We start from the raw sequence: 12,422 nt of genomic DNA, 5'->3' as shown, positions 1-12,422 counted from the left end.
GGACGCGGCCAGGATCAGTCCTGGCGGCCCTGCAACAGGCGTTCGACGTAGCGCGCGACCAGGTCGATCTCCAGGTTCACCGCCGCGCCGACGGCGGTCTGCGCGAACGCGGTGTGCGCCACGGTGTGCGGGATCAGCGCGACCTCGAAGCCTTCGGCGTCGACTTCATTGACGGTGAGGCTGACCCCGTCCACGCAGATCGAGCCCTTCTTGGCGATGTAGCGCAGCAGCGATGCCGGCGCGGCGAAACGCCAGCGCTGCGCGCGCGCATCGTCGTGAATCGACAGCACCTCGCCGAGGCCGTCGACATGGCCGCTGACCAGGTGCCCGCCGAGGCGGTCGCTGGGGCGCATCGCCCGCTCCAGGTTCAGTGTCGCGCCCTCGGCCAGGCGGCCGAGCGTGGTCAGCGCCAGGGTCTCGGTGGAGGCGTCGGCCTGGAACGCCGCCGCGTCGAAGGCGACCACGGTCAGGCACACGCCGTTGACCGCGATGCTCTCGCCCAGGCGCACGTCGGCGAACGGCAGGCTGCCGGTGGCGAAGGTGAAGCGGAGATCGCCGCCCTGCGGCTGGCGTGCGGCGAGATGGCCGACGCCTTCGATGATTCCGGTGAACATAGCTACGTTTCTCGCAATGGGGTGAGCGAAAAACGCCACAAGGCAAACAGGCACGCGCACAGCCGCAAGGCTGCGCGAAGGCCGTCTTCTTTCATCCGGACTATACCGTCGGCCCCGGCATCGCACCGGATCTGCTGACTTTCCCGATTCGGCGCGTCGCGCCTGCGCCGGGAAGCGCTCGCGGGCTCGTGCGCGAACGCACCTACCGCCGGTGGGGAATCGCACCCCGCCCTGAAGACGTTTGTGGTCGCCGGCGAACCGGCTCGGGCATTCTAGCAGGCGCGGCCGCAGCGGCCGCCCGGTACAGCGCGCCACCGGTGGGACAAAGCGTCGCGGTGCGCACGGCAACCTTGCGCGCGGCGACGCGCATCACCGGCGATCGCTCAGGGCGAGGCCGCCCCCGCGCTGGCGGCGATCGCCGGCCGCAGCAGCAGGCGCAGGTCGTCGCCGAGCTGGCGCACGTCCTGCAATTGCAGCGGTACGCGCTGCGCCATGGTCTCGATGCCGAGCCCGGCCAGCAGCGGACGCGCGGTATCGCCCAATAGGAGCGGCGCCATGTACACCAGCACCTCGTCGACCAGGCCGGCGCGCAGCAGTGCACCGCTCAGCGTCGCCCCGGCCTCGACCTGGACCTCGTTGATGCCGCGCTCGCCGAGCAGGCGCAGCGCCGCGTGCAGGTCGCAGCGGCCGTCGTGCAGCGGCACCGCGGCGAACGCGGCGTGAGCCAGCGCCGGCGGCACGCAGTCCGGCGCATGCAGGTACAGGGTCGGCGCACTGCCGTCGCGGACCTTGGCCTGCGCCAGGCTGCGCAGTCGCGCGTCCAGCACCACGCGCAGCGGCGGCTCCACTTCGGTCGCCGCATCCAGGCGCACGGTCAGCGCCGGGTCGTCGGCCAGCACGGTGCCGGCGCCGGTAAGGATGGCGCCGGCGCGGGCGCGCCAGTGCTGCACGTCCTGGCGCGCCGCCGCGCCGGTGATCCATTTCGACTCGCCGCTGGCCAGCGCGGTGCGCCCGTCCAGGCTGGCGCCGAGCTTGATCCGCAACCAAGGCCGGCCGCGCTCCACCCGCGACAGGAAGCCACGGTTGAGCGCGCGTGCCTGCGCGTCCATCAGGCCTGCCTGCACCGCGATGCCAGCCTCTCGCAGCAGCGCGAAGCCGCCGCCGTTGACCTGCGGGAACGGGTCGGCCATCGCCGCCACCACCCGCGCCACCCCGGCCTCGATCAGCGCCAGCGCGCACGGCGGGGTGCGGCCGTAGTGCGCGCACGGCTCCAGGGTCACGTAGGCGGTGGCGCCACGGGCGCGTTCGCCGGCGGCGCGCAGCGCGAACACCTCGGCGTGCGGCCCGCCGGCGCGCTGGTGGAATCCCTCGCCCACCACGACACCGTCGCGCACGATCACGCAGCCGACCATCGGGTTGGGTCGTGTGGTGTAGGCGCCGCGTTCGGCCAGGCGCAGGGCCTGCGCCATCCAGCGATGGTCGTCGGCGGAGAAGCCGGGCACGGCGTCGGCGCTCATGTAGATGCAGATGCGGCGCTAGCGTCGCGGCGCATCACCACGATCTGCAGCAGCCCCAGCGGCAGGTCGGCATGGCGCTGCCAGCCCAGGCGCTCGTAGAACGGCACCAGCACCGGCTCGCAGTACAGGTACAGCCACTGCACGCCGAAGCGCGCGACGGCCTGCACGCAGTGCGCGACCAGGGCGGCGCCGACGCCGGCACCGCGTGCCTGCGGCCGCACGTACAGCGTCGCCAGCCACGGCGAGAACTGGCGGATGCGCGCGTCGTCGTTCTGCAGCAGGCTCACCGACCCCAGCCAGTCCTCGCCGTCCAGGGCGATCCAGCTGGTGGGGATGCGGCGTTCGTCGCGGTGGCTGCGCAGGTCGGCCTCGGCCTCCACCACGTTCCACTCCGGCAGCAGCGGGCCGAACGCCTGCAGATGCTCCTGCGCCAACGCGGGGATGTGCTGCGCGGCCTCGGCCAGACAGACGATGCGCATGCGCTCAGCGCTTGCCGGTCTTGTCGCCCGGCTTGGCCGCGCGCACCAGGTCCAGCAGCGGCAACTGCTCGCTGCCCACCGGCAACTCGCGCTCGAGCTTCTCGATCTCCTCGCGGAAATCGGCCACGTCCTGGAAGCTGCGGTACACCGAGGCGAAGCGCACGTAGCCGACATGGTCGAGCTTGCGCAGCTCGGCCATCACGTACTCGCCGACCCGGATCGAGGGCAGTTCGCGTTCGCCGGACATGCGCAACTGGTGCACCACCGCGCGCACCGCCGCCTCGATCTGTTCCTCGGCCACCGGCCGCTTCTGCAGCGCGCGGTCGAAGCTGGTGCGCAGCTTGCGCGCATCGAACGCCTCGCGCCCGCCGTCGCTCTTGATCACCGTCGGCAGCTTGAGTTCGATCGTCTCCAGCGTGCTGAAGCGCTCGCCGCAGGCCTCGCACTCGCGACGCCGGCGGATCGTCGCGCCGTCCTCGGACACGCGCGAATCGATCACCCGGGTATCGGTGTGCTGGCAGAAGGGGCAGTGCATTCAGGGCGCCGGGAATGGGGAAACGGGAATGGGGAATGGGAGCGTCAACAGCGCAAGCGTAGCGCGTCTGACCATTCCCGATTCTCGATTCTCCATTCCCGCCTCAGCCATATAGGTGCCGGGAGTGGGGAAACGGGAATGGGGAATGGGAACGCCAAAGGCGCCAGCTAGCACTTTCAACCATTCCCGATTCTCCATTCCCCATTCCCGTTTTTCAGCCATACACCGGATACTTGCGGCACTGCGCGGTCACCGCGTCGCGCACGCGCGCCAGCACGGTGTCGTCGGCCGGGGCGTCGAGCACGTCGGCGATCCAGTTGGCCAGGTCGACGCAATCCTGTTCCTGGTAGCCGCGGGTGGTGATCGCCGGGGTGCCCAGGCGCAGGCCCGAGGTCACGAACGGCGAGCGCGGGTCGTTGGGCACCGAGTTCTTGTTGACGGTGATGTGGGCCTTGCCCAGCGCCGCTTCCGCGTCCTTGCCGGAGACGTCGCGGCCGATCATGTCCACCAGCATCAGGTGGTTCTCGGTGCCGCCGGAGACGATCTTGTAGCCGCGCGCGATCAGGGTCTTGGCCATGGCCTGGGCGTTCTTCACCACCTGCTGCTGGTAGCGGGTGAATTCCGGCTCCAGCGCTTCCTTGAACGCCACCGCCTTGGCCGCGATCACGTGCATCAGCGGTCCGCCCTGGATGCCGGGGAAGACGATCGACTGCAGCTTCTTGGACAGGTCTTCGAGCTTGTCGCCGGCGCCGGCGGCACTGGCGACGATGATGCCGCCACGCGGGCCGCGCAGGGTCTTGTGGGTGGTGGAGGTGACCACGTGCGCGTGCGGCAGCGGGGTCGGATAGACACCGGCGGCGACCAGGCCGGCTACGTGCGCCATGTCCACGAAGAAGTACGCGCCGACCTTGTCGGCGATGGCGCGGAAGCGCGCCCAGTCGATCACCTGCGAGTAGGCGGAGAAGCCCGCCACCACCATCTTCGGCTTGTGCTCCACGGCCAGGCGCTCGACTTCGTCGTAGTCGATCAGGCCCTGGTCGTTGACGCCGTACTGCACGGCGTTGAACAGCTTGCCGGAGGCGTTGACCTTGGCGCCGTGGGTCAGATGGCCGCCGTGCGCCAGCGACATGCCGAGGATGGTGTCGCCCGGCTGCAGCAGCGCGAAGTACACCGCCTGGTTGGCCTGCGAGCCGCTGTGCGGCTGCACGTTGGCGTAGTCGGCGCCGAACAATTGCTTGACCCGGTCGATGGCCAGCTGCTCGGCGACGTCGACGAATTCGCAACCGCCGTAGTAGCGCTTGCCCGGATAGCCTTCGGCGTACTTGTTGGTCAGCTGGCTGCCTTGCGCTTCCATGACCAGCGGGCTGCAGTAGTTCTCGCTGGCGATCAGCTCGACGTGGTCTTCCTGGCGGCCGGCTTCGGCGGCGATGGCGCGGGCCAGGTCGGGATCGTAGGTTTCGATGCGGGCGTCGCGCGGGAACATCGGGTCTCCGGGGGCATGGACAGAAGGCAGACGACTAGTTTAAGCCCCGCGCGCGGCCGAGGGCGAACCAAAACGCAGACGGCCTCCCGAAGGAGGCCGTCTGGCGATGCCGCAGCAGGGCTCAGCGGCCGCTGAGCACCAGGTCGGCGATGATGCCGGTGGCGATGGCGACCAGCAGCAGGTTGCCGGTGTCGTCGCGCACCCAGCGGTAGCCGTACGGCGGACGCCGGACCTGGTAACGGTCGTAGTCGTAGACCACGTAGTTCGGGCCGTAGTAGCGCTGGCCGCGCGCCCAGCGCGGCGGACCCGGGCGGTAATAGACGACGTCGGGGCCGTTGCGATAGCCGTCACGGTAGCCGCGGTCGTAGGCGCGACGGGCGTCGCGACGGTCGCGCTCACGGTCGCGCCAGTAGCGCTCGCGATCGGCGTCGCGGTAGCCGCGGTCGTACCAGCCGTGGTCGCGCGGACCCGGTCCCGGCGGCGGGGGCGGCGGCCCCGGAGGACCCGGCGGGCCCCAGCCCGGACCCGGGCCGCCCGGCCCCCAGGCGAAGGCGGGTGGCGCCATGAAACCCAGCGCCAGCGCGGACGAAAGGGCAATTGTGGCAATGCGTTTCATGTTCATGGCAACTCCGTCACGGGGTGTGGCAGTTGCATTTAGGCCGTTTTCGTCTGAACCGTCTCCTGCTGGAATCGGTTACGTATTCAGCTTCCCGGATCGGGCTAGGAAAGCGTTCATCCAGCGGCTTTTCCGGCCTGCGCGTGCAGGCGCAACAGCGCAGCCTGCGCTGTGTCATCGGCTGGCAAATAGACCACCAGGCGGTTGCCGTTGCGCGGCGCCGACCACCAGTTGACCTGCTGCAGGCGCAGTTCGCCTTCCTGCGGATGGCGGAAGCGCTTGAGCTGGTTTTCCACGCCGCGCACCTCGCGCCGCTGCCGCCACAGCGCATCGAACTCCGCCGAGGCGGCACGGTAGCGCGCCAGCAAGGCCTCCCATTCCGGCTCGCCCAGGTGCTCGGCCATCGCCGCGCGCAACATCGCCACCATGTGCTGCAGCACGTCCTGGCGATCGAGCAGCGCGTCGCGCCAGCGCGGATTGGTGAAGGCCTGATAGACGCAGTTGCGATCGGCGTCCGCCAGGTCGGCCAGGGTCACGCCCATCAGCCGCTCGAAGGCCGGGTTGGCGCCGAGGATGTCGAAGCGCGGCGTCTGCAGCATCGCCGGCCACGGCCCGAGCTGATCGAGCAGCATGCGCGCGGTGCCGGTCAGGCGTTCGCACGGCGGCGGCGCCAGGGCCGCGGTCTCGCCCACCCCCGCCAGCGCCAGCACGTGCGCGGTCTCCACCTCCGAGCACTGCAGGGCGCGGGCGATGGCGGTCAGCACGCGCGCCGAGGCGCGGACCGGGCGCCCCTGCTCCAGCCACGTGTACCAGGTGACGCCGACATCGGCGAGCAAGGCCACCTCCTCGCGGCGCAGGCCCGGGGTGCGGCGCCTGCCGCCGCGCGGCAGCGCCAGCCGCGCCGGATCCAGGCTCTCGCGGCGGGCACGCAGGAAGGCGCCAAGCGCGCGGGCGCGCTCGCTGGCCAGGGCCGGGCCGGACGCGGTCGGTGCGGCCGGTGCGGCCACCCGCTGCGGCGTGGGGGTGGAATGCGCGAGGTCCAGTTGCATCGTCTTCTCCGCGTCGTTGTGTGCCGCCACCGAACGATCCGGCGCCAGGACCCGGCGCACGCCGCGCCACGGTGTCCGGCTCCGCCTGAGACGGCGCTCGAGACCGTCAGGGAGGCACTGTCAGTACCAGGATAAATGAGTCCTTGTACCAGTTTATCGACTGCCCATACTGCGCGCCATGACCACGCCCACCTCCCCTGCTTCCGCCATGTCCGCCAGCGCCCCCACCCTGAGCCACCGCGGCCTGGGCATCCTGCTGATCGGGCAGATGCTGCCGCTGATCGACTTCTCCATCCTCAACGTCGCGCTCGGCTCGATCACGCACACGCTGCATGCGTCGGCGACTCAACTGGAACTGATCGTGGCCGTCTACGGCGTCGCCTTCGCGGTGGGCCTGGCGGCGGGCGGCCGGCTCGGCGACAACCTCGGCCGGCGCCGCGTGTTCGGCGCCGGCGTGCTGCTGTTCGGCCTGGCCTCGTTGCTGTGCGGCGTCGCCGGTTCGGTGGGAGCGCTGCTGGCCGGCCGCATCCTGCAGGGCCTGGGGGCGGCGCTGGCGGTGCCGCAGATCCTCGCCACCATCCACGTCAGCCTGCACGGCAAGGCGCACGCCCGGGCGTTGGCGCTGTACGGCTCGCTGGGCGGCATCGCCTTCGTCATCGGCCAGGTGCTGGGCGGATCGCTGGTCAGCGCCAACATCGGCGGCTCCGGCTGGCGCAGCGTGTTCCTGATCAACCTGCCGTTCTGCCTGCTGGCGCTGGCGTGCCTGCGCGCGGTGCCGGAGACCCGCGCGGCACGGCGGATGCCGCCCGACCTGGCCGGCGCCGGGCTGCTGGGGCTGTTCCTGGCCTGCCTGCTGCTGCCGTTGGCGCTGGGCCCTTCCCTGCACTGGCCGCCGGCGTGCCTGGCGGTGCTGGCCGCGTGCCTGCCGCTGCTGGCGGCGCTGGCCCGGGTCGAACTGTGGCAGGAACGCCGCGGGCGCACGCCGCTGCTGCCGCCGGCCCTGCTGCGGCTGCCCAGCGTGCGCTTCGCGCTGCTGGTGGGCGGGGTGTTCTTCACCTGCTGGAGCGGCTTCATGTTCGTGCTGGCGCTGACCCTGCAGACCGGCGCCGGTCTGTCGCCGCTGCAGTCGGGCAATGCCTTCATCGTGCTGGGGGCGGCCTACTTCGCCTCCGCGCTGGTCAGCGCCCGCGTGGCGACGCGCTGCGGCCCGCTGCCGACGCTGTTGCTGGGCTGCATGGTGCAGATGCTGGGCCTGCTGGCGCTGGGCTGGACGCTGCACGCGGTGTGGCCGCATCCGGGCGCGGGCAACCTGGCGCCGGCGACGGCGCTGATCGGCGCCGGCCAGGCCTGGATCGTGGCCAGCTTCTACCGCATCGGCCTGTCGCAGGTGCCCACCGAGCATGCCGGCGCCGGCAGCGCCATGCTCTCCACCATCCTGCAGGCGGCCATGGGCCTGGGGCCGGCGGCACTGGGCGCGATCTATGCGCACGCCCACGGCGGCGGCAGCCTGGCCGCGATGCAGGCGGCGCTGCACAGCGAGTGGCTGGCGATGCTGCTGCTGGTGCTCTGCGCGCTGTTCTACCTGCGCCGGCAGCGCCGCGCCGGCGCATCGTCGACGGCATCGACCGCGGCACTGCCGCCGATCGCCGAATAGCCTGCGCAGCACCGCCAGCGCGTGTGCTGGCGCAACCACGGCAACGATTGCCGGCGGCCGTCCGGCTATAATCCGTCATCCCTTTCGACGCCCTCCGGCTGCCGGCCGGCGGGCGCCCTGCGCCTTTGGAGCTGCCATGTCGCAATACATCTACACCATGAACCGGGTCAGTAAGACCGTGCCGCCCAAGCGCCAGATCATCAAGGACATCTCGCTGTCCTTCTTCCCCGGCGCCAAGATCGGCCTGCTCGGCCTCAACGGCGCCGGCAAGTCCACCGTGCTGAAGATCATGGCCGGCGTGGACACCGATTTCGAAGGCGAGGCGCGTCCGCAGCCCGGCACCAAGGTCGGCTACCTGGCGCAGGAGCCGGAACTGGATCCGAACAAGACCGTGCGCGAGTCGGTCGAGGAAGGCGTGGGCGAAGTGCTGCAGGCGCAGGCCGCGCTGGAAGCGGTGTACGGCGCCTATGCCGAGGAAGGCGCCGACTTCGACGCACTGGCCAAGGAACAGGAGCGCCTGGAGGCGATCCTGGCCGCCGGCGACGCGCACACCCTGGAGAACCAGCTCGACGTGGCCGCCGATGCGCTGCGGCTGCCGCCGTGGGACGCCAAGATCGCCAACCTGTCCGGCGGCGAGAAGCGCCGCGTGGCGCTGTGCCGGCTGCTGCTGCAGAAGCCGGACATGCTGCTGCTCGACGAACCGACCAACCACCTCGACGCCGAGTCGGTGGAATGGCTGGAGCAGTTCCTGGCGCGCTACACCGGCACCGTGGTCGCGGTCACCCACGATCGCTACTTCCTCGACAACGCCGCCGAGTGGATCCTGGAACTGGACCGCGGCCGCGGCATTCCGTGGAAGGGCAACTACACCGAATGGCTGATGCAGAAGGACGAGCGCCTGAAGCAGGAAGAGAACCAGGAGAAGGCGCGGCAGAAGGCCATCCAGAAGGAACTTGAGTGGGCCCGGCAGAACGCCAAGGGCGGCCGTTCCAAGGGCAAGGCACGTCTGGCGCGCCTGGACGAACTGCAGTCGGTCGATTACCAGAAGCGCAACGAGACCAACGAAATCTTCATCCCGCCGGGCGAGCGCCTGGGCAACTCGGTGATGGAGTTCAAGAACGTCTCCAAGAAGTTCGGCGACCGCCTGCTGATCGACAACCTGTCGATGATCATCCCGCCGGGCGCCATCGTCGGCATCATCGGCCCCAACGGCGCCGGCAAGTCGACCCTGTTCAAGATGATCACCGGGCAGGAGAAGCCGGATTCGGGCGAGATCGTGGTCGGGCCGACCGTGCAGCTGTCGTACGTGGACCAGAGCCGCGACAAGCTGGAAGGCAACCACAACGTGTTCCAGGAGATTTCCGGCGGCCTGGACATCCTCAACATCAACGGTGTGGAGATCCAGTCGCGCGCCTACATCGGCCGCTTCAACTTCAAGGGCCAGGACCAGCAGAAGATGGTCGGCTCGCTGTCCGGCGGCGAGCGCGGCCGCCTGCATATGGCCAAGACCCTGCTGCAGGGCGGCAACGTGCTGCTGCTCGACGAACCGTCCAACGACCTGGACATCGAAACCCTGCGCGCGCTGGAAGACGCGCTGCTGGAGTTCCCGGGCAACACCTTCGTGATCTCGCACGATCGCTGGTTCCTGGACCGCATCGCCACCCACATCCTCGCCTTCGAGGGCGACTCGCACGTGGAGTTCTTCCAGGGCAACTACCGCGAGTACGAGGAAGACAAGAAGCGCCGCATGGGCGACGACGCCGGCCCCAAGCGCCTGCGCTTCAAGGCGCTGAAGTAAGCCGCAGCGCGTTTCTCGCAGCACCCGCCACGGCCCGCCTCGCGCGGGCCGTGCGCGTTTTGGGCATCGCCTGTGATCGGCGCTGTCGTAGGAGCGGCTTCGGCCGCGACCGGGCGTGACCGGGAACGCCCGGACGCGGCCGAAGCCGCTCCTACGAAAACACACAGCACGATGTCGAGGCCGGCCCTACAAGTCGTAGGACAGCACGTCCTCGAAGCCGAACTTGTCGAAGTCGCGGATGCGCGAGGGATACAGCCGGCCGATCAGGTGGTCGTGCTCGTGCTGCACCACGCGCGCGTGGAAGCCCTCGGCGTCGCGTTGCAGTGGGGTGCCGTCGGGCAGCACGCCGCGGTAGCGGATGTGCCGGTAGCGGGGGATCACCGCGCGCAGCCCGGGAATGGACAGGCAGCCTTCCCATCCGTCCTCCAGCTCGTCGGACAGCGGCTCGATCTCCACGTTGGCCAGGGCGGTGCGCGGCACCGGCGGCGCGTCCGGATAGCGCGCGCTGCGCTCGAAGCCGAACACCATCAACTGCAGGTCCACCGCGATCTGCGGCGCGGCCAGGCCGACGCCGCGCGCGGCATCCATGGTCTCGAACATGTCGGCCACCAGCGCGTGCAGTTGCGCGCTGTCGAAGTCGGTGACCGGCGACGCCTGGCGCAGCAGACGCGGGTCGCCCATGCGGATGATGTCGCGGATCATGGCGGACTCCTGTGCGGGGATGGCCACGATTATCCGCCGTGCCGGCGGCGCGTGCAGCGGAGCGGCGGCATCCCCTTCCCCAACTCGGACCCGCCGCGGTGCAATCCCCGTGTTGCGGCGAAGCGCCGGCCAAATTCTGCAGGCGTGAACTGTCATGCAGCCGCGACGCGCGACGTGGCGCGCTTGCCGATGGCGCAATGCGTCGGGACTGAAGTCCCTCCCACAGTGCACCCAGCCAATGCATCGCGCGTTCCGTCACGCGTGGTTCCGCAGCGCCGCGGGCCATTCGCCGAGATGGATGTGCACACGTGACGCCCGCCTGACGTCGCTCCCGCAGGGATGCGCTGGGCATCCTTGTGGGAGGGACTTCAGTCCCGACGACGGAGGGTGTCAGTCGGGTTTCGGCGTTGCTTGTCGCGGCTGTACGACAGTTGACGCCTGCGCCGGTCTCTGCGCGGCGCGCGCCCTACTCCGGCACGTACGGCGAAGCCAGCACCTGCGGGCGGCGACCGAGGCCGGCGCCGAGCCGGTCGAGCACGAAGCGCACGTAGAGGTTGGTGCTGAACTGGGTGTAGTCACGGGCGTTGTTGAGCAGCAGGCGGCCGCCCAGGAACAGTTGCGGGGCGATCTGCCATTCGGCCGCGCCGGCGATGTTGTAGGACATGCCGGTCTTGCTCTGCCCGGCGTAGACCGGCGCGACGTAGCGGTCGGTCAGCCCCAGCAGCGCGGCCAGAGAGGCGGCATCGTAGGCGGCCTGCTGCATCTGCGCGCTGGTCGGAAAGTACGGGCTGTCGTCGCTGCGGAAATGCTGCACGCCGACGCTGGCGTCCACGCTCCAGTTGACCGTGCGCCCGGCGGTGCGCCCGCTCCAGTGCACCGGGAAGCCCAGGTCCACGTAGTCCTGCGGGCTGAAATAGCCGCCCTGGCCGTAGGTGTAGCCGCCCAGGTTCTTGTCGTACTGCATCGCGGTCAGGTTGAGGCCGGCGGTCAGCGACTGGTTCTCGGTGTCCAGTGCGTGCACGTATACACCGAGGTCGACCTGGCGGTGGTCGTTGCTGGCGACGTTGCGGCCGACCAGGCGGTCGGCGCTGGCGCTGGCGTAGCCGCCGAGCAGGCCGTTGTCGAGGGTGGCCGACAGGCGCAGGCCGTTGCTGGTCACGCCACCCCAGCCGAGCCCGGTGCGGCCGTCGTCGACGCCGCCGAAGGACAGCAGGCTGTCGCTGACCGCGCGCCGGAACACCTCACCCGAATAGGTGAGGTTGTCGCCGGCCTGGCCGCGATAGCCGACGCCGCCGACGATGCGGCGCTCGGGGAAGCCGACCGGCGTGCTGCCCAGGTCAGCGCTGAAGCCGCCGTTCTTGTAGGTCACCGCCATGCCGACGCCGCGCGCGTCCTGGTCCATGCGCCGCGCGCCGTTGCCGTTGGCGGCCATGGTGTACAGCGCCTGGCTGAAGCCGGCCGGCGTCAGCGCCGCGGCAGTGGGATTGGCGGCGAGGTTGCGGAAGCGGGCGATGTCGGCGGTGCTGAGGTCGGCGCTGCGCGAGGCATCGCCGAGGATGGCGCTGGCCAGCGTGCCGATCGCGGTGTCGGCGGCGGTGTTGCCGAGCAGGAACGCCGACAGCGGTTCGGCGTACAGCGCCTGCAGGGCTGCCGCCTCGCGCTGCGCGTTGGTCAGCGCCGGGTCGGTGTCGTTGAACAGCTTGTTGTACAGCCCGCTGTTGACCGCGTAGGTGCGCAGCGCGTTGCGGGTGGCGTTGCTGTTGCCCTCGGTGAGCAGCAGTTGGTACAGGTCGCTGCCGACCAGGCTGTCGATCGGCGTGCGGTCGGCGGCCAGGGCATCGCCCATCGCCGCGGCGGGGCCGGCGCCGAAGCGGCTGGGGGGGGGGTGGGCGGGGGCGGGGGGGGGGGCGGCGGGGAGGGGGGGGGGGGCGTCGGCGTTCCGCTTTCCACTGCCCACCGTGTTACTTTATCAAGT

At 70.4% G+C, this 12,422-nt stretch carries 10 protein-coding genes, 1 pseudogene and 1 riboswitch; of the genes and pseudogenes, 2 read left to right on the top strand and 9 right to left on the bottom strand.

All coding sequences use genetic code 11. The features are described from left to right. Positions 1 to 14 precede the first annotated feature (14 nt). The 7 genes from CEK69_RS03485 to CEK69_RS03455 form a co-directional block, all read right to left on the bottom strand. Entirely contained in the window at positions 15 to 614 is a 600-nt protein-coding gene (locus tag CEK69_RS03485; protein WP_152243875.1) for a riboflavin synthase, read from the bottom strand. Positions 615 to 693: 79 nt separating this feature from the next. After that, positions 694 to 857, bottom strand: a riboswitch (FMN riboswitch). A 140-nt stretch (positions 858 to 997) separates the two neighbouring features. Next, positions 998 to 2,131 (bottom strand): bifunctional diaminohydroxyphosphoribosylaminopyrimidine deaminase/5-amino-6-(5-phosphoribosylamino)uracil reductase RibD, encoded by a 1,134-nt coding sequence (ribD, locus tag CEK69_RS03480; protein WP_152243873.1) that lies wholly within the window; start codon positions 2,129 to 2,131, stop codon positions 998 to 1,000. After that, a complete protein-coding gene (locus CEK69_RS03475) occupies positions 2,128 to 2,610 on the bottom strand; it encodes a GNAT family N-acetyltransferase (protein ID WP_152243871.1) in 483 nt (160 codons plus the stop codon). Before CEK69_RS03475 ends, ribD begins: the two co-directional genes overlap by 4 nt. Positions 2,611 to 2,614: 4 nt before the next feature. Continuing rightward, on the bottom strand, positions 2,615 to 3,145 hold the full coding sequence (nrdR, locus tag CEK69_RS03470) for a transcriptional regulator NrdR (RefSeq protein WP_010340907.1): 531 nt from the start codon (positions 3,143 to 3,145) through the stop codon (positions 2,615 to 2,617). A gap of 214 nt (positions 3,146 to 3,359) precedes the next feature. Then, a complete protein-coding gene (glyA, locus tag CEK69_RS03465) occupies positions 3,360 to 4,628 on the bottom strand; it encodes a serine hydroxymethyltransferase (protein ID WP_150409969.1) in 1,269 nt (422 codons plus the stop codon). A 121-nt stretch (positions 4,629 to 4,749) separates the two neighbouring features. After that, positions 4,750 to 5,250, bottom strand: a complete 501-nt coding sequence (locus tag CEK69_RS03460; RefSeq protein WP_152243869.1) for an RcnB family protein — start codon at positions 5,248 to 5,250, stop codon at positions 4,750 to 4,752. A gap of 110 nt (positions 5,251 to 5,360) precedes the next feature. Beyond that, on the bottom strand, positions 5,361 to 6,293 hold the full coding sequence (locus CEK69_RS03455) for a helix-turn-helix transcriptional regulator (protein WP_152243867.1): 933 nt from the start codon (positions 6,291 to 6,293) through the stop codon (positions 5,361 to 5,363). A gap of 208 nt (positions 6,294 to 6,501) precedes the next feature. Between CEK69_RS03455 and CEK69_RS03450 the strand changes: the two genes are divergently transcribed. Together CEK69_RS03450 and ettA are read left to right on the top strand one after the other, a co-directional pair. After that, the gene (locus CEK69_RS03450; protein WP_152243865.1) at positions 6,502 to 7,947 is read left to right on the top strand and encodes an MFS transporter; all 1,446 of its coding nucleotides are present in this window, start codon (positions 6,502 to 6,504) and stop codon (positions 7,945 to 7,947) included. 136 nt (positions 7,948 to 8,083) lie between these two features. Next, on the top strand, positions 8,084 to 9,745 hold the full coding sequence (gene ettA / locus CEK69_RS03445; RefSeq protein ID WP_152243863.1) for an energy-dependent translational throttle protein EttA: 1,662 nt from the start codon (positions 8,084 to 8,086) through the stop codon (positions 9,743 to 9,745). Positions 9,746 to 9,931: 186 nt separating this feature from the next. Here the strand turns inward: ettA and CEK69_RS03440 are convergent, their stop codons facing one another. Then, on the bottom strand, positions 9,932 to 10,447 hold the full coding sequence (locus tag CEK69_RS03440) for a peptide deformylase (RefSeq protein ID WP_152243861.1): 516 nt from the start codon (positions 10,445 to 10,447) through the stop codon (positions 9,932 to 9,934). A 466-nt stretch (positions 10,448 to 10,913) separates the two neighbouring features. After that, positions 10,914 to 12,323: pseudogene (locus tag CEK69_RS03435) on the bottom strand (cellulose synthase subunit BcsC-related outer membrane protein); the annotation flags it as partial. Positions 12,324 to 12,422 lie beyond the last annotated feature (99 nt).

It is taken from the genome of Xanthomonas sp. LMG 12462, from assembly GCF_009192885.1.
In the GTDB taxonomy this organism is placed as follows: domain Bacteria; phylum Pseudomonadota; class Gammaproteobacteria; order Xanthomonadales; family Xanthomonadaceae; genus Xanthomonas_A; species Xanthomonas_A sontii.
Note: the sequence above shows the minus strand (reverse complement) of the source record. Positions and strands in the feature narration are given on the sequence as shown.